Origin of the sequence: Enterobacter sp. 5-4, assembly GCF_000612205.1 — a bacterium.
Classification (GTDB): Bacteria; Pseudomonadota; Gammaproteobacteria; order Enterobacterales; family Enterobacteriaceae; genus Enterobacter; species Enterobacter roggenkampii.
In genome coordinates, this window is sequence record NZ_JFHW01000028.1 from 97360 (window position 1) to 113614 (window position 16255).

General features: G+C 53.7%; 17 protein-coding genes. 6 read left to right on the forward strand and 11 right to left on the reverse strand.

Features of this window, described 5'->3' with window-relative positions; all coding sequences use genetic code 11:
* The first annotated feature begins 40 nt into the window (after positions 1–40).
* On the forward strand, positions 41–1975 hold the full coding sequence (locus tag AA74_RS0119280; RefSeq protein WP_008501220.1) for an exoribonuclease II: 1935 nt from the start codon (positions 41–43) through the stop codon (positions 1973–1975).
* Positions 1976–2298: 323 nt separating this feature from the next.
* Positions 2299–4290: a cyclic di-GMP phosphodiesterase gene (pdeR, locus tag AA74_RS0119285; protein WP_021240293.1), complete on the forward strand. Its 1992-nt coding sequence runs from the start codon at positions 2299–2301 to the stop codon at positions 4288–4290.
* Here the strand turns inward: pdeR and AA74_RS0119290 are convergent.
* Positions 4287–5156 carry a crotonase/enoyl-CoA hydratase family protein gene (locus AA74_RS0119290; RefSeq protein WP_008501218.1) on the reverse strand — a complete coding sequence of 290 codons (870 nt, stop codon included), beginning with the start codon at positions 5154–5156 and terminating at the stop codon, positions 4287–4289. The two genes, pdeR and AA74_RS0119290, sit on opposite strands and share 4 nt — an antisense overlap.
* A 193-nt stretch (positions 5157–5349) precedes the next feature.
* Here AA74_RS0119290 and AA74_RS0119295 point away from each other — a divergent pair, with 193 nt between their 5' ends.
* The 3 genes from AA74_RS0119295 to osmB all read left to right on the forward strand — a co-directional run bounded on the left by AA74_RS0119295 (position 5350) and on the right by osmB (position 6807).
* On the forward strand, positions 5350–5532 hold the full coding sequence (locus AA74_RS0119295) for a hypothetical protein (RefSeq protein ID WP_021240294.1): 183 nt from the start codon (positions 5350–5352) through the stop codon (positions 5530–5532).
* 44 nt (positions 5533–5576) lie between these two features.
* Positions 5577–6329, forward strand: a complete 753-nt coding sequence (locus AA74_RS0119300; RefSeq protein WP_021240295.1) for a DNA-binding transcriptional regulator YciT — start codon at positions 5577–5579, stop codon at positions 6327–6329.
* A 259-nt stretch (positions 6330–6588) separates the two neighbouring features.
* Positions 6589–6807 carry an osmotically-inducible lipoprotein OsmB gene (gene osmB / locus AA74_RS0119305; RefSeq protein ID WP_008501216.1) on the forward strand — a complete coding sequence of 73 codons (219 nt, stop codon included), beginning with the start codon at positions 6589–6591 and terminating at the stop codon, positions 6805–6807.
* 105 nt (positions 6808–6912) lie between these two features.
* Here osmB and yciH read toward each other — a convergent pair whose 3' ends face one another.
* From yciH to pgpB, 5 genes are all read right to left on the reverse strand, one after another.
* A complete protein-coding gene (gene yciH / locus AA74_RS0119310; RefSeq protein WP_023344329.1) occupies positions 6913–7239 on the reverse strand; it encodes a stress response translation initiation inhibitor YciH in 327 nt (108 codons plus the stop codon).
* A complete protein-coding gene (gene pyrF, locus AA74_RS0119315) occupies positions 7239–7976 on the reverse strand; it encodes an orotidine-5'-phosphate decarboxylase (RefSeq protein ID WP_025913077.1) in 738 nt (245 codons plus the stop codon). The genes yciH and pyrF overlap by 1 nt, the downstream gene beginning before the upstream one ends.
* 185 nt (positions 7977–8161) lie before the next feature.
* Positions 8162–9331 carry a lipopolysaccharide assembly protein LapB gene (lapB, locus tag AA74_RS0119320; protein ID WP_023617208.1) on the reverse strand — a complete coding sequence of 390 codons (1170 nt, stop codon included), beginning with the start codon at positions 9329–9331 and terminating at the stop codon, positions 8162–8164.
* A 6-nt stretch (positions 9332–9337) separates the two neighbouring features.
* On the reverse strand, positions 9338–9646 hold the full coding sequence (locus AA74_RS0119325; RefSeq protein WP_008501212.1) for a LapA family protein: 309 nt from the start codon (positions 9644–9646) through the stop codon (positions 9338–9340).
* A 148-nt stretch (positions 9647–9794) separates the two neighbouring features.
* Positions 9795–10562, reverse strand: coding sequence for a phosphatidylglycerophosphatase B (pgpB, locus tag AA74_RS0119330; RefSeq protein ID WP_025913078.1), 768 nt, complete (start codon positions 10560–10562; stop codon positions 9795–9797).
* 196 nt (positions 10563–10758) lie between these two features.
* Here pgpB and ribA point away from each other — a divergent pair, with 196 nt between their 5' ends.
* Positions 10759–11349 (forward strand): GTP cyclohydrolase II, encoded by a 591-nt coding sequence (ribA, locus tag AA74_RS0119335; RefSeq protein ID WP_008501210.1) that lies wholly within the window; start codon positions 10759–10761, stop codon positions 11347–11349.
* Positions 11350–11385: 36 nt separating this feature from the next.
* On the opposite strand, the gene acnA is transcribed toward ribA, so the two are convergent.
* The 5 genes from acnA to cysB all read right to left on the reverse strand — a co-directional run bounded on the left by acnA (position 11386) and on the right by cysB (position 16083).
* Positions 11386–14061 carry an aconitate hydratase AcnA gene (gene acnA, locus AA74_RS0119340; protein WP_025913079.1) on the reverse strand — a complete coding sequence of 892 codons (2676 nt, stop codon included), beginning with the start codon at positions 14059–14061 and terminating at the stop codon, positions 11386–11388.
* Positions 14062–14222: 161 nt separating this feature from the next.
* Entirely contained in the window at positions 14223–14321 is a 99-nt protein-coding gene (gene ymiC, locus AA74_RS1000000123755) for a small membrane protein YmiC (protein WP_032623144.1), read from the reverse strand.
* Between the two features lie 137 nt (positions 14322–14458).
* Positions 14459–14629, reverse strand: coding sequence for a hypothetical protein (locus tag AA74_RS1000000123590; protein ID WP_021240301.1), 171 nt, complete (start codon positions 14627–14629; stop codon positions 14459–14461).
* 2 nt (positions 14630–14631) lie between these two features.
* Positions 14632–14772 (reverse strand): YmiA family putative membrane protein, encoded by a 141-nt coding sequence (locus tag AA74_RS01000000122350; RefSeq protein ID WP_213374860.1) that lies wholly within the window; start codon positions 14770–14772, stop codon positions 14632–14634.
* A gap of 336 nt (positions 14773–15108) precedes the next feature.
* Positions 15109–16083 (reverse strand): HTH-type transcriptional regulator CysB, encoded by a 975-nt coding sequence (gene cysB / locus AA74_RS0119355; RefSeq protein ID WP_008502814.1) that lies wholly within the window; start codon positions 16081–16083, stop codon positions 15109–15111.
* Positions 16084–16255 lie beyond the last annotated feature (172 nt).

Here is a 16255-nt window from a genome sequence, read left to right on the forward strand (position 1 = left end):
AAAACTGTCAGCCGCTCAATGGCTACGAAAATAGAACATTATGTTTCAGGACAACCCGCTGCTAGCGCAGCTTAAACAGCAACTGCATTCCCAGACGCCGCGTGCAGAAGGGGTCGTAAAAGCCACGGAAAAGGGCTTTGGCTTCCTTGAAGTTGACGCGCAGAAAAGCTACTTCATTCCGCCACCGCAGATGAAGAAAGTGATGCATGGCGACCGCGTCATGGCCGTCATTCATACCGAAAAGGAACGTGAGTCCGCCGAGCCGGAAGAACTGATCGAACCGTTCCTGACCCGCTTTGTGGGCAAGGTGCAGAGAAAAGACGATCGTCTTTCTATCGTGCCGGATCATCCTCTGCTGAAAGATGCCATTCCCTGCCGCGCCGCCCGTGGCGTTGAGCATGATTTTAAAGAAGGTGACTGGGCCGTAGCAGAAATGCGCCGTCATCCTCTGAAGGGCGATCGCGGTTTTTATGCGGAACTGACCCAGTTCATTACCTTTGGCGCCGATCATTTCGTGCCATGGTGGGTTACGCTGGCACGCCACAATCTTGAAAAAGAAGCGCCGAACGGCGTGGCAACCGAGATGCAGGACGAAGGTCTGACGCGTCGCGATCTCACCGCGCTGGAGTTTGTCACCATCGACAGCGCCAGCACCGAAGATATGGACGATGCGCTCTACGCTGAAGAGAGCGCCGACGGCAAACTGCACCTCACCGTTGCCATTGCCGATCCCACCGCCTGGATTGTTGAAGGCAGCAAGCTTGACGAAACGGCGAAAATCCGTGCGTTCACGAACTACCTGCCGGGCTTCAACATCCCAATGCTGCCGCGTGAACTGTCAGACGATCTCTGCTCGCTGCGTCCGAATGAAGTGCGTCCGGTCCTTGCCTGCCGCATGACCATTGCCGCGGATGGCGCGATTGAAGACGATATCGAGTTCTTTGCTGCCACCATCGAGTCGAAAGCCAAGCTGGCCTACGATAACGTCTCCGACTGGCTGGAAAATACCGGTAGCTGGAAACCGGAATCAGACGCCATTGCCGCGCAGATCCGTCTGCTGCATCGCATCTGCCTGAACCGCGGCGAGTGGCGTCAAACCCATGCGCTGGTGTTCAAAGATCGCCCGGATTATCGCTTTGTTCTGGGTGAGAAAGGCGAAGTGCTGGATATCGTGGCCGAGCCGCGACGCATTGCGAACCGCATCGTTGAAGAAGCGATGATTTCCGCCAACATCTGTGCCGCACGCGTGCTGCGCGACAAGCTGGGCTTTGGCATTTACAACGTTCATACCGGCTTCGACCCGGCGAATACCGAAGCGCTGGCAGCCCTGCTGAAGAATCACGACGTGCACGTCGATCCGGAAGAAGTGCTGACCCTGCCGGGCTTCTGCAAGCTTCGCCGCGAACTGGACGCGCAGCCATCGGGCTTCCTGGACAGCCGCATTCGTCGCTTCCAGTCCTTCGCTGAAATCAGCACCGAGCCTGGCCCACACTTTGGTCTCGGCCTCGAAGCCTACGCGACCTGGACGTCACCGATCCGTAAGTATGGCGATATGGTTAACCACCGTCTGCTGAAAGCGATTATCAAAGGCGAAACCGTTGCCCGCCCTCAGGAGGAGACCACGCTGCAAATGGCCGATCGTCGCCGTCTGAACCGCATGGCAGAACGTGACGTTGGCGACTGGCTTTACGCGCGCTTCCTGCAGGATAAAGCCGGTACGGATACCCGTTTCGCCGCCGAGATCATTGATATCAGCCGCGGGGGGATGCGCGTCCGTCTGGTCGATAACGGTGCTGTCGCGTTTATTCCGGCGCCATTCCTGCATGCTGTTCGTGATGAAATGGTCTGTAGTCAGGAAAACGGTACGGTGCAAATTAAAGGTGAAACAGTTTACAAAGTCACCGACGTGATTGACGTCACTATCGCTGAAGTCCGTATGGAAACCCGCAGTATTATCGCGCGTCCTGTCGCCTGATAACCTGTTCAATTGTCGGTCATTTCCTTTCCGGAAAGGCCGACAATTTTTCTTTTTATCCCCGCCACAAAATCATTATTTTTTCTTACTATTTTCAGCCTCCCCTCGCCCAAATTCGCCATAATTATCTACAGTAAAAGAGTGTTGTTATATTCGGTTACGTGAATTTTTATACGCTCAGTATCCTTTTAAATCTAACTCGTTTTATTATAAGAATTCAGGGAAAAACAATAAGTTCACTTCGGTTTTGCCGCTGCTTCTCAACGGAAAAGTCGACTGCAAATGAATAATTGGTGCGCTACTGAACAGCTGCGGGAGAAAACATGATGGACGATCTGGAGCAGAATTTGCTGTTTCGCTACATGGGAACCCACAGCCCATGGTGGCGCTTGTCAGCTGACAGCAACGCTCTGCACCTTGCCGCCAGTGAAAATGCCGATGTCACTCAGGTGATTGCGCTGGACGACGATCAGGCCGATCTCATCCGTCATTTAACCGTTATTACCTCCAGCATTTCCATGACGCTCTCGTTATTCGGGGAAGATGTCCCGGTTCACCTTGTAGGCCGTAAAATTACCCGTAACGAGTGGGCCGGTACGGCTTCCGCCTGGAACGATACGCCCTCCGTGGCGCGCGACCTGGCTCAGGGACTCTCTTTTGCGGAACAGGTGGTGTCAGAGGCTAACTCCGTGATTGTTATTCTCGATCAGAACGGCAATATTCAGCGTTTTAACCGGCTGAGCGAAGAGTATACCGGCCTCAAAGAGCAAGAAGTGATTGGCCAGAACGTGTTTAAGCTCTTTATGAGCCGCAGCGAAGCGGCTGCCTCAAAGCGCAATATTACCGGTTTCTTCCGCAACGGCAGCTCCTATGAAGTCGAACGCTGGATCAAAACGCGTAAAGGGCAACGACTGTTTCTGTTCAGAAACAAATTCGTTCACAGCGGCAGCGGTAAAAATGAAATTTTCCTTATTTGTTCCGGTACCGATATTACCGAGGAACGCCGCGCTCAGGAGCGGCTGCGCGTGCTGGCCAATACCGATACCATCACCGGCTTACCAAACCGCAATGCGATCCACGACCTGATCTCTGACGCCATCAGTCACCGCGGCGACACGCAGGTTGGCGTGGTGTATCTCGACCTGGATAACTTTAAAAAGGTCAACGACGCTTACGGGCATATGTTTGGCGATCAGCTGTTACAGGCTGTCGCGCTCGCCATTTTGAGCTGTCTGGATGAGGGACAGGTGCTGGCACGACTTGGCGGAGATGAGTTTATCGTCATGGCCACCCATACCTCTCAGGGCTCTCTGGAAGCGATGGCGTCGCGCATTTTAACCCGCCTGCGCCAGCCGTTCCGAATCGGCCTGATCGAAATTTACACCGGCTGTTCCCTGGGCATCGCCCTCGCCCCGCAGCACGGTAACGACCGGGAAAGCGTCATTCGTAACGCCGATACCGCCATGTACACCGCTAAAGAGAACGGCCGGGGCAAGTTCTGCGTCTTCTCGCCCGAGATGAACCAGCGCGTGTTTGAATATCTCTGGCTGGATACCAACCTGCGTAAGGCGCTGGATAACGACCAGCTCCTGATCCACTACCAGCCTAAAATCACCTGGCGCGGCGAGGTCAGAAGTCTTGAAGCGCTGGTCCGCTGGCAATCGCCCGAACGCGGGTTGATCCCACCGCTGGAGTTTATCTCTTATGCCGAGGAGTCAGGGTTGATTGTGCCGCTGGGCCGCTGGGTGATGCTGGATGTGGTTCGCCAGGTGGCGAAATGGCGCGATAAGGGAATTAACCTGCGCGTGGCCGTGAACGTCTCTGCGCGTCAGCTGGCCGACCAGACTATCTTTAGCGACTTAAAGCAGGCGCTGAAGGATCTGAACTTTGAATACTGCCCGGTCGACGTCGAATTAACCGAAAGCTGTCTCATCGAGAACGAAGAGCTGGCGCTCTCCGTGATCCAGCAGTTCAGCAGGCTGGGGGCGCAAATTCATCTCGACGATTTTGGTACCGGCTACTCCTCCCTTTCTCAGCTGGCCCGCTTCCCTATTGACGCCATAAAACTCGATCAATCGTTCGTCAGGGATATTCATAAGCAGTCCATCTCCCAGTCTCTGGTGCGCGCCATCGTCGCGGTGGCGCAGGCGTTAAACCTGCAGGTGATTGCCGAAGGGGTGGAAAATGCAAAAGAAGACGCCTTTCTGACCAAGAACGGCGTCAACGAACGGCAGGGTTTTCTGTTTGCTAAGCCGATGCCCGCTGCCGCATTCGAGCGATGGCTAAAACGATATCAGGCGCGGAAACAGCATTAACTGGCTTTACGCAAGCCCGCCGCGTGATGGCGGTTTTGCAGCATCACCAGACGCTCCATGTAGGCGATATCTTTCGGTTCCAGGCAGAAAGCCGCGTCTACCCAGTCTTCCGTGATGTCCATCAATTCACTGCGCGGCAATTGCAGAACGCGCGTACGGGCGCGCAGCATCGCCCTCACGCCATTCAGTTTTGGCCGTAGCGTGTCGATGAAGGTTCGGGTGGAGACATAGCTTTGTCCGGGTTCAAACAGGAGATCCACCAGGCCGTGCTGTTCGTACCATTCCGCCGTATGGGATTCCCCCTTGTAGATGAGTTCCTCCGCCAGCTTCATTCCTGAACGGCGAGCTACCAGGGAATATCCCCCCATGCCCGGGAACAGGTTGAAAGCAATCTCGGGAAAACCTAAACGTGCATCGCGCTGCGCCAGAACGAAATGGTGCGCAAGAGCGGCCTCAAACCCGCCCCCTAACGCGCTGCCTTCGACCATGGCCAGCGAGATGGCCCCCGTATCAAACCCCCGGGAGGCCGCATGCACGCAATCGACACAGGCGCGCGCATAGGCCCGTAACGCTTCACGTCGACCGTGCTGAATGCACTCGACGAAAAACTGCAGGTCACCGCCCACATTGTACATCTCAGGCACCAGCGATCCGGTCACCCAAAAATCGACCGCAAAACCAGACTGGCGGACGAGCCATGAAAGGTTCATGATCTCCTCTATTAACGCATGGTTGAAGCAAGGACGTGGCTGAGCCCGCAACATCATCCAGACTGTATGTCGCTCTGCCTCGTAATAGCCTGACAGCTGGGTGAACCGTTCAGTATCGGTAAACAGTGTGCAGGTAGGCTGATTGATAACTGTCATAGTCTAATTCCTCTTATAAAAAAGCGCGTTGCGCGCAGTTTTAGACTAATCCACTCAATAAGCCCGCAGCATGAGGGGGAATAATTTTATCACTTCCGTTTATGTAATTTGGTTATTGCATTTTTTCCCTTCTCTTTTGAAGCCAATTTCTGCATCATTGAAAATATTAACTTTTCGCGCCTGGGGTGAGATTATGTCAACTATTGACGCACAAGCTGTAGCACAACGAATTGATACCGTGCTGGATATCCTGGTGGCGGGCGATTATCACTCTGCTATCCGTAATCTTGAGATCCTGAAGTCTGAACTTCTTGCTCAGAATGGCGCTGACGATGCGCCCGAAAACAGACAGCCAAAAGCGCCGTGGGAAGTTTAACCCCCACCGTTTCCGACCTCGTTTCGCTTTATTAAATGGATGCTATGAATTCCCGACAACAACTCATTTTGCAGATGGTCATCGATCAGGGACGCGTAAGCGTAGTCGATCTCGCTAAAACCACTGGCGTTTCTGAAGTCACCATCCGTCAGGATCTTAATCTGCTGGAAAAACAGAGCTACCTGCGTCGCGCGCACGGCTATGCGGTCCCGCTGGACAGTGATGACGTTGAGACGCGCATGATGAACAACTACGCGCTCAAACGTGAACTGGCGGAATTTGCTGCGTCCCTGGTGAACAACGGCGAGACCGTCTTTATTGAAAACGGCAGCAGTAATGCCCTTCTGGCGCGAACGCTTGCCGATCAAAAAGACGTCACCATCATCACCGTCAGCAGCTATATCGCGCATTTACTTAAAGAGACGCGCTGCGAGGTGATTCTGCTGGGCGGCATCTATCAGAAAAAAAGTGAAAGCATGGTTGGCCCGCTGACCCGTCAGTACGTCCAGCAGGTCCATTTCAGTAAGGCCTTTATCGGGATTGACGGCTGGCAGCCGGAGACAGGCTTTACCGGCCGGGATATGATGCGCTCTGACGTGGTGAATGCCGTACTGGAAAAAGAGTGCGAAGCCATTGTGCTCACCGACAGCTCTAAATTTGGTGCCGTTCACCCTTACACGATGGGTCCCGCTTCACGCTTTAGCCGCGTGATTACCGATGACCGTTTGAGCGAAGCGCATCGCAATAAACTCGAAGAGAGCGGTTTGATCGTCAATATTATTAAAGCCAGCGCCTGATTTCCCTCCGCGCCCGTATTTCGGGCGCACACGTCTTTCTATGAGATGATTCTTAACCCTGCTTTAAGAGTTTTTACCTGTTTAACCTGCCCTAAAGTCGTAAAATTACTATTAGCGATATAACAGGAAGTGACTATCACCTGCGTGATGAAGTAACGCCTGCGCGACCAGCTTTCACGGGGAAAAGAATTAAGTATTCGTTTAGTCTATACTTAACGTGTACATCTTTCCGTGAATCGATAATTCAGGAGAAAGTATTATGACCTTAACCAGCAAAAAATTAGCCGCCGCTGTTCTGGCAATCACTGTCGCTATGTCCCTGAGCGCATGCTCTAACTGGTCTAAACGTGACCGTAACACCGCGATTGGTGCCGGTGCCGGTGCTCTCGGTGGTGCAGTATTAACGGATGGTAGTACGCTGGGTACATTAGGTGGCGCTGCTGTCGGTGGTATTATCGGTCACCAGGTTGGCAAATAACTATTATCTAAGCCTTCCTCGATATTGCGATATTTAAACGCATTTCAGGTCTGACATACGCACGTATATAACACGAGCCACGGCATTTGCCGTGGCTCATTTATTTTAGCCGCCTGCCAGTTTGACTTTCATGCCTTTGGCTTCGAGCAGTGATTTAATTAAATCACGTTTATCACCCTGGATTTCGATAATGCCGTCCTTCACGGCCCCGCCGCATCCACATTTCTTTTTCAGCTCGGCAGCCAGCTTTGTCAGTTCAGCATCATCCAGATCAATACCGGAAATAAGGCAGACCCCTTTCCCCTTACGTCCGCTGGTCTGACGCTGAATGCGCACGATACCGTCCCCCTTAGGACGTTCCACTTTGGCTTTCGGTTCGTCGATACGCCCGCTCTCGGTTGAGTAGACCAGACGGCTGTTGGAATCGGTCATTATGCCCCCTTGTTCAGCGATGCGTTGATAGCCTTAAGCGTCTCTGCCGGGTTTGCAGACTGCGTCACCGGACGCCCGATAACCATATAGTCAACGCCCGCCGCCAGCGCCTGCTCAGGCGTCATGATGCGACGCTGATCGCCCACGTCGCTGCCCGCAGGACGGATCCCCGGCGTAACGAGTTTAAAATCCTGGCCCAGCGCTGATTTGAAACGTACCGCTTCCTGCGCGGAGCAGACTACGCCATCCAGGCCGCACTGCTGCGTCAGACGCGCGAGACGTTCGGCATGTTCCGCAGGTGACAACGTCACGCCAAGGTCGCGTAAATCATTTTCGTCCATACTGGTCAGCACGGTGACGGCGATAAGCAGCGGCGCGTCGTTACCGAACGGCAGGAGCGCCTCACGGGCAGCGGTCATCATTCTTGCCCCACCCGACGCATGGACGTTGACCATCCATACGCCCAGCTCGGCGGCTGCAGCAACGGCGTGGGCCGTGGTGTTCGGAATATCATGGAATTTGAGGTCGAGGAAAACGTCAAAGCCGCGCTGTTGCAGATCGCGAACGATTTGCGGTCCAAACAGCGTGAACATCTCTTTGCCAACTTTCAGGCGGCAATCGCGAGGGTCGATACCGTCGACAAACGCCAGTGCAGCGTCACGCTTATTGTAATCAAGCGCAACAACAACAGGAGAATCCGTAATTACGCGGGAAGTGGAGGATGTAACAGACGTCATGACCAGCCCTTTTCGTCTATGGGCGCGCAGCGGCGCGGAACAGATAAACGGCCAGCATTCTACCTGCCGACGCCGCAAATTGACAGAATCCATTTATCTGCCTGCCAGGCCGGCAAACCGCACGGTGCTCAGAAAGCGTTAAATACCATCAGTATGTTGTAACTAAAATGAAGGCTTTTAAAAAATTACTGCCCGTCCAGGCCGCGGATGGGCTTGATGGTGGACCAGGCCCGGCAGGACGGACAATGCCAGTAGAGCGTGTAGGCGGTAAAACCACACTTCTGGCAACGGTAGCGCGGTTTGCTGCGCACCTGCTCGCCAACCATGTCGCGCAGCACCATCAGGCTCTCTTTCGCGCGCCCTTCTTCCGCGTCGTTCAGGTGGTAATCCATCAACTTATGGAAGACCCGCATGGTCGGATGACGCTGAAGCTGTCGGGTGATATAGACCTGCGCGGTGTCACCCCCCTCATACTGCTCAACAACGTCAGCAAGCATCAGTTCCGCGGTTGCGCCGGTATTCTCTTCCACGCAGCGACGCAGAAATGCCACCCACTCTTCCCGCTTGTCCAGCTGTTGATAGCAGGTTTGCAGCATTTCCAGCGTTTCACTGACCAGCTCTTTGTCCTGGTCGATAACCCGCAGCAGGCTTTCAACGGCTTTGGCGTAGTCGCCATTCGCCATAAAAACGCGCCCCATCATGATGGAGATACGGGCGCTGTTGCGGTCCGCGGCGGCACCTTTCTTCAGCAACGCCATGGCTTTGTCCATGTCGTCATTGCCCATCTGCTGAAGGGCAAGCTCACAGTAGAAATGGGCGATCTCAACGCGCTGCTTATCTTTACCCAGCTTCACCAGACGTTCAGCCGTATCAATGGCTTTCTGCCAGTCGCTGGTGGCCTGATATATCTGCAGGAGCTGTTGCAGCGCGCCGATGCGGAAATCTGTTTCATCCACCAGCTGTGCGAACATATCTTCCGCGCGATCGTACAGCCCCGCAGCCATGTAATCTCGTCCCAACTGCTGTACGGCCAGCAGTCGTTGATCGTAGGTCAGCGAGGCGCTTTCCATCAGGGTCTGGTGAATGCGAATGGCGCGGTCAACCTCGCCGCGCGAGCGGAACAGGTTCCCCAGGGTAAGATGGGCTTCAACGGTCCCCGTATCCTCTTTCAGCATGTCGAGGAACAGGTCTACCGCTTTGTCCTGCTGATTGCTCAGGAGGAAGTTCACCCCCGCAACGTAGTCGCGGGAGAGCCGGTTGGCCTCATCCTGTTTTGTTTGTTGCGCACTTCTGCGGCCCATATACCAGCCATAGGCTGCGGCGACAGGCAAAAGCAGAAACAACAACTCCAGCATCGTCGATTATTCCTTCACGACCGGCACGCCAGAGCTTTCCGGCATGTCGGACGCAGGCGCAATGTGATGTTCGAGTCGTTTGATTTTACGTTCAGCGCGCGCAAGCGAAACACGGACTTTTAACCAGAACAAACCGCAAACCAGCCAGCCAATGGCAAAGCCTGCAGCAAATAAGACCGCGAGAAGGCTCGACACGCGATACTCGCCCTGAGCCAGCAGATAGTTAAACGTCACCTGCTGATCGTTTTGTGCACCCAATGTGACTGAAATGACAAAAATCGCCAATACCAGTAAGAAAATGAGTAAATATTTCACATTACTTCCCGTTATGTGGTTCAAGCGAATAAAGTATGTTCAACTTACCGCAATCAGCCTTATAAACTACCATTTTAGTGACGGGCGCGAAATGGAAAAAGTGACGCGCCAGTCATGGATCTATGGGCAAAATGCGCAATATCAACCTTCAGGCGTCCGTTTGGTCCCTTTCGGCTATTTCTTCTTTCTCTTCCGGCGGTGGTGTTAGCGGGCCGCAGAATCGTTCAGCCAGCCAGGTCGCCAGCATCACCAGCATCCACGAGATGAGCGTGGCGACGACCAGGTCCCGTGGCCAGTGCATCCCCAGCAATAAGCGGCTGCCCATCACTCCCGTCGCCCAGACCAGTAAAATGACGATGGTGACCGTTCGACGTCTAGGCCAAAGCAGCCCAACCCCCAGCAGCGCCCAGCTGGCCGCAAACATGGTGTGGCCGGAGGGAAACGCGAACCCGGTCTCTTTCTGCCAGTGTTTACGCAAGAATTTCGGGATATCCTGCTGTTCCGCAAGCTGTTCTTTCACCAGTGCGCCACGATCTTTACGCTTTAAAGTGTAGAACTCATCCACCGGAATATGGTGCGTTTTTTCCAGCCAGACGACAAAAGGACGCGGCTCCTGAACGCGATCTTTCACCCAGGATTTTACGCCCTGACCGATAAGGATAGCGCCGCCGAGGATCGCAAAGAGCATTAGCGCCGCGCGCAGACGAAAGCGCAGGCACCACAGAAACCAGGCGCACAGGAGGACGTGGGTGATAATTCCCCAGGGCTGGGTGACCGTTTCCGTAATCCAGTATAACGTTTTCAGCCACGTGGCGTTCTGCCCGGGCTGCCACATCCACCCTGAAAGCCATACGGCCAAAGGCATAATCAGTAAAATGGCCGCACCTGCTGCCGTACGTCTGGCGATTGAATGCATGTCTTCTCCTTTTTGCTAAGCGTCACAATCATAACTGAAATTTGTTCGCTGGGTGGAGATGTCGGATCGTGCTTTTAACGGCCATATCGCATGGTGCCCATTAGGCGAACCTGCTGAGCTTGTGGCAAAATAAACTGATACAGAAAGCAAAACAGGGCACAGGCACGAAACGTGTCAGCCTACTCTGGAGAATCACATGCAGCTTAAACGTGTGGCAGAAGCCAAACTGCCAACCCCATGGGGCGATTTCCTGATGGTGGGTTTTGAAGAACTGGCAACCGGACAGGATCATGTCGCACTGGTGTATGGCGACATTTCAGGGCAGACGCCGGTGCTGTCCCGCGTCCATTCAGAGTGTCTCACCGGCGACGCGCTGTTCAGCCTGCGCTGTGATTGCGGTTTCCAGCTGGAAGCGGCCCTTTCTCATATTGCTGAAGAAGGCCGCGGCGTGTTGCTTTATCACCGTCAGGAAGGGCGTAATATTGGTTTGCTGAATAAAATTCGCGCCTACGCGCTTCAGGACCAGGGCTACGATACGGTTGAAGCCAACCATCAGCTCGGTTTTGCGGCTGATGAACGTGACTTCACCTTATGCGCCGATATGTTCAAGCTGCTGGGCGTAGACGAAGTTCGTCTGCTGACCAATAACCCGAAAAAAGTGGAGATCCTGACCGAAGCCGGGATCAACATCGTTGAACGTGTACCGCTGATTGTCGGCCGTAACCCGAAAAATGCCCACTACCTTGATACCAAAGCCGCCAAAATGGGCCATCTGCTGAAAGAGTGATATAAAAAGCCCGGCACGCGTGCCGGGCTCGTTTCATCAATCCAGCATCTTACGAATCACGTAATGTAAAATGCCGTCGTTCTGGTAGTAGGTCAGCTCGGTTGCCGTGTCAATACGGCACCGACAATCCAGCACCTCGGTTTTCCCGTCTGCCCGCGTTAACGTTACCGGCACCGTTTTACCCGGCTGCAGGTTTTGCAGGCCGCTAATATCAATCTGCTCTTCCCCGGTCAGGCCCAGCGTTTTACGCGTCACGCCCTGCGGGAACTCAAGCGGCAGGATCCCCATGCCGATCAGATTCGAACGGTGAATACGTTCGAACGATTCGGCGATGACCACCCGAACGCCAAGCAGGCGCGGGCCTTTCGCCGCCCAGTCGCGGCTGGAGCCGGAACCGTACTCTTTCCCGGCAATCACCGCCAGCGGCGTCCCTTCCTGTTGGTATTTGACCGCCGCATCATAAATCGACACGACTTCCGTCCCCGGCAGATGGCGCGTCATGCCCCCTTCCACGCCCGGCACCATTTCGTTACGAATGCGGATGTTGGCAAAGGTCCCGCGCATCATGACTTCATGGTTACCGCGGCGCGAACCGTAGGAGTTAAAATCGCGGCGTTCGACACCCCGACTTTGCAGGTAACGGCCTGCCGGGCTATCGGCTTTGATGCTCCCCGCCGGAGAGATATGGTCCGTCGTGACGGAATCCCCCAGCATGGCCAGGATACGCGCGCCATGGATATCCTTAAGCGGCGCCGGCTCGGCCAGCATCTCATCAAAGAACGGCGACAGACGAATATAGGTCGAGTCATCCTGCCAGCCATAGGTATCCGAACCTGCAACGTTGATGGCTTTCCATTCCGGCGTGCCTTCAAAGACTTCCGCGTACTCTTTGCGGAACATCTCGGTAGAGACCTTCTCAACGGCCAGCGCGATTTCACGTGAAGAAGGCCAAATATCTTTCAGATAGACAGGATCATTCTTACGATCGTGACCAATCGGATCGGTCACCAGGTTGATATTCATGTTCCCTGCGAGAGCGTATGCCACCACCAGCGGCGGCGAAGCAAGCCAGTTGGTTTTTACCAGCGGGTGAATGCGCCCTTCAAAGTTTCGGTTACCGGAAAGAACGGCGCCTACCGTCAGGTCACCCTGCTTGATCGCCGTTTCGATGGGTTCAGGCAGTGGCCCGGAGTTACCAATACAGGTCGTACAGCCGTAGCCCACGAGGTTAAAGCCCAGCTCGTCCAGGTACGGCGTCAGTTTGGCCTGAGCCAGGTAATCCGACACCACTTTGGAGCCCGGTGCCAGCGAGGCCTTAACCCACGGTTGAGGTTTTAGCCCAAGCTCTACCGCTTTCTTAGCCAGCAGACCGGCCGCCATTAATACGCTGGGGTTGGAAGTATTGGTGCAGGAGGTAATCGCGGCAATCACAACCGCACCGTCCGGAAGCTGATACTGATGTCCGTTCAGAACATAGTCGACGGGACGATGGTCTTTCTGCGCCACGTTCACTTCCAGGGTATTGCTGTCGGCAAACGCTTTCGGCACGTCGGTCAGCGCAACCCTGTCCTGCGGGCGTTTCGGACCCGCGAGGCTCGCTTCGACGCTTCCCATATCGAGTTCAAGCGTGCTGGTGAAAACAGGCTCATCGCCCGGATTGCGCCACATGCCCTGCGCTTTGGTATACGCTTCCACCAGCGCGACCTGTTCTTCGCTGCGGCCGCTGAGGCGCATGTACTCCAGCGTGACGTCGTCAATGGGGAAAAAGCCGCAGGTGGCACCGTATTCCGGCGCCATATTGGCAATGGTGGCGCGGTCGGCCAGCGGCAGCGAATCCAGTCCGTCACCGTAGAATTCGACAAACTTGCCTACCACACCATGCTTGCGCAGCATCTGGGTGACGGTCAGCACCAGGTCGGTGGCGGTAATGCCTTCAGAGAGCTTTCCGGTCAGCTTGAAGCCCACCACATCCGGAATAAGCATGGAAACCGGCTGGCCGAGCATGGCGGCTTCCGCTTCAATACCGCCGACGCCCCAGCCCAGCACGCCCAGACCGTTGATCATGGTGGTATGTGAATCCGTGCCCACCAGCGTGTCCGGATAAGCCACCCACTCTTTATCCTGCAATTCGCTCCAGACGGCTTTACCCAGATATTCAAGGTTTACCTGGTGACAAATGCCGGTGCCTGGCGGTACCACGCTAAATCGGCTGAACGCCTGCTGTCCCCACTTCAGGAAGACGTAGCGCTCGTGGTTACGCTCCATCTCGAGACGAACGTTTTCACCAAAGGCATCGTCATCACCGAAGTGGTCAACGGTCACGGAGTGGTCAATGACGAGGTCAACGGGGGAAAGCGGGTTAACCTTTGCCGTATCTCCGCCGAGACGCTTCACGGCTTCGCGCATCGCGGCTAAATCAACCACGGCCGGAACACCGGTAAAGTCCTGCATCAGCACCCTTGCCGGGCGGTAGGCGATTTCTCTGTCGGCATGGGCCTTCTCAAGCCATCCTGCCAGCGCCTGGATATCATCGAGCGTGACGGAGTCACCGTCCTGCCAGCGCAACAGATTTTCAAGTAAAACTTTCAAGGACTTGGGTAAACGCGAAATGTCCCCAAGCGTTCTGGCAGCCAGCGGCAGGCTGTAGTAGTGCCAGGTTTTATTTTCTGCCTGTAACGTATCCTTACTGGCTTCGCGTAGGGTTAACGACATAAGCTCCTCCTTAATCACAGAGATGTCCCGACAATCATCAGGGCTGTAATTAAAGATAACACAAAGATGTCGTAACGTTTTGATAACAACCCAAATTGATAAATTTCGGATTGGTCCACAAGGGGGAAACAAAAAACCCCGCCGTAGCGAGGTTTTACAATTTAGTGGAGCGCCAGCCAGATGAGCTGACTCCAGAACAGAATCGACACGGTAAAAACGCCGATCCACGACCAGTATTTGTGAGACGTCATGTTATTCATCATAGGGACACCAGGCATTATTTATAAAAATTCCGAGGTTGTTCCTCAGTGCTATATTGCTGATGTGTATTTATTAAAGAGTACAAAAGTGCAGAGTCGATATTCAGACTATTTGCATCATTACGCAATAAACTAAATTATTGTTTTTTGGGTTCGTCTTCTGCGAACACATCAATAAACGCCTGCTGCTGCGGCGTCAGTTTCCAGGACGCAGGTACAACAGTTGCAGGTGCTTTACGCCCTCTGTGGCCGTTGTCACGATGCTGACACATCTGTTTTACCGAAGCGGTACGTACCGTCACTGCCATATTTAACCCCAATATCTCCAGGCCAGGAGAGCAACAGCCACCCAAAACAAGGCGGAGACGAGAAAGACCGCCAGCCAGGCTTTACGCTTGAGCGCAGGATCCCTTTGCGGTTCTTCACTTCCTGAAGGCATTGCTAACCTCATACAATCGACATCGCTTATCATTTAGGACCAAACAATTGGTACAATTAATCATCTGTTGAGATAAATCCTAAAGAAACTTTAGCCGAAAAGCCAGTGAATTTACGCACCGGGAGGTATGAAATATTCAATCTTTTGACCAGAAATAAATTATTGAAAAGAAAAATTTGCGGAGGCGTAAATTAGTTTCTACTTTTGTCGCCAATTCACGACATTAAAACCTTACAAAGCAAATGGCTAATGACATTATATGGCAGGGAAAGCAGATGATGATAATTCTAATTTAGCTTTGAGGCGTTATTTCGGTATCTTTCCCTGGGGGAAAGATACCGGGTGTGATTATTTTTCGGGGAGTTTGATGTCTTTAAACATCTCTTCAATATCTTCATTTGAGCGTAATGCCACGGCGGTATCCACCACGTCACGCGTTAAATGAGGGGCAAAGCGCTGAATAAAATCATACATATAGCTGCGCAGGAAGGTGCTGCGGCGGAACCCAATTTTTGTGGTGCTATGGCTGAAAACGTCGTGCGCATCAAGACGCACCAGGTCAGGGTCTGACACCGGATCGACCGCCATGCTGGCGATGACGCCCACGCCCAATCCAAGCCGGACATAGGTCTTAATCACGTCGGCATCGGTCGCGGTAAAGACAATGCGCGGCGTTAACCCTGCCCGGTTAAATGCCGTATCAAGCTCGGACCGGCCGGTAAAGCCAAACGTATAGGTCACCAGAGGATACTGGGCCAACTCTTCGATAGTGACCGACCCTTTACCCGCCAGGGGGTGATCGGGGGTCACCACAATAGAACGGTTCCAGTGGTAGCACGGGAGCATCACCAGATCGTCATACAGGTGAAGCGCTTCGGTGGCGATAGCAAAGTCTGCATTCCCCTTAGAGACGGCTTCAGCGATTTGCGTTGGCGAGCCCTGGTGCATATGCAACGAGACGCGAGGATAACGCTCGATAAAGCCTTTGATCACGCCGGGCAGCGCATAGCGCGCCTGCGTATGCGTCGTGGCAATATACAGCGAGCCTTTATCCGGCCAGGTATGCTCCCCCGCCACAGACTTAATCGCATCGACTTTAGAGAGGACTTCACGCGCAATGCGGATGATTTCCTGCCCTGCAGGCGTCACCTGAGTAAGATGCTTACCGCTGCGGGCGAAGATCTGAATGCCTAACTCATCCTCCAGCATACGAACTTGTTTGCTGATGCCCGGTTGCGAGGTATATAGCCCCTCGGCGGTAGAAGAGACGTTAAGGTTATGATTCACCACCTCAACAATATAACGAAGCTGCTGTAATTTCATGCCAGACCATCCGATTTAGCGCATGCGGTCATTCGCTTAAGACGATTTAATAATAAGAAACGGGTTAACTATAACCACTATATCATTTATAGCCTGACTGTATAGTACGGAACAAAAAATAATAACAAGGTAATAAAAAAGGGCCGGAAATCCGGCCCTTTTACAGGTAAGT

Coding starts and splice junctions, on each gene's coding strand:
- AA74_RS0119295 (WP_021240294.1), top strand. CDS start 5,350: ATGTCAACTATTGACGCACAAGCTGTAGCACAACGAATTGATACCGTG.
- lapB (WP_023617208.1), bottom strand. CDS start 9,331: ATGCTGGAGTTGTTGTTTCTGCTTTTGCCTGTCGCCGCAGCCTATGGC.
- cysB (WP_008502814.1), bottom strand. CDS start 16,083: ATGAAATTACAGCAGCTTCGTTATATTGTTGAGGTGGTGAATCATAAC.
- AA74_RS0119300 (WP_021240295.1), top strand. CDS start 5,577: ATGAATTCCCGACAACAACTCATTTTGCAGATGGTCATCGATCAGGGA.
- AA74_RS01000000122350 (WP_213374860.1), bottom strand. CDS start 14,772: ATGAGGTTAGCAATGCCTTCAGGAAGTGAAGAACCGCAAAGGGATCCT.
- AA74_RS0119290 (WP_008501218.1), bottom strand. CDS start 5,156: ATGACAGTTATCAATCAGCCTACCTGCACACTGTTTACCGATACTGAA.
- ribA (WP_008501210.1), top strand. CDS start 10,759: ATGCAGCTTAAACGTGTGGCAGAAGCCAAACTGCCAACCCCATGGGGC.
- ymiC (WP_032623144.1), bottom strand. CDS start 14,321: ATGAATAACATGACGTCTCACAAATACTGGTCGTGGATCGGCGTTTTT.
- yciH (WP_023344329.1), bottom strand. CDS start 7,239: ATGACCGATTCCAACAGCCGTCTGGTCTACTCAACCGAGAGCGGGCGT.
- osmB (WP_008501216.1), top strand. CDS start 6,589: ATGACCTTAACCAGCAAAAAATTAGCCGCCGCTGTTCTGGCAATCACT.
- pdeR (WP_021240293.1), top strand. CDS start 2,299: ATGATGGACGATCTGGAGCAGAATTTGCTGTTTCGCTACATGGGAACC.
- AA74_RS1000000123590 (WP_021240301.1), bottom strand. CDS start 14,629: ATGGCAGTGACGGTACGTACCGCTTCGGTAAAACAGATGTGTCAGCAT.
- pyrF (WP_025913077.1), bottom strand. CDS start 7,976: ATGACGTCTGTTACATCCTCCACTTCCCGCGTAATTACGGATTCTCCT.
- pgpB (WP_025913078.1), bottom strand. CDS start 10,562: ATGCATTCAATCGCCAGACGTACGGCAGCAGGTGCGGCCATTTTACTG.
- acnA (WP_025913079.1), bottom strand. CDS start 14,061: ATGTCGTTAACCCTACGCGAAGCCAGTAAGGATACGTTACAGGCAGAA.
- AA74_RS0119280 (WP_008501220.1), top strand. CDS start 41: ATGTTTCAGGACAACCCGCTGCTAGCGCAGCTTAAACAGCAACTGCAT.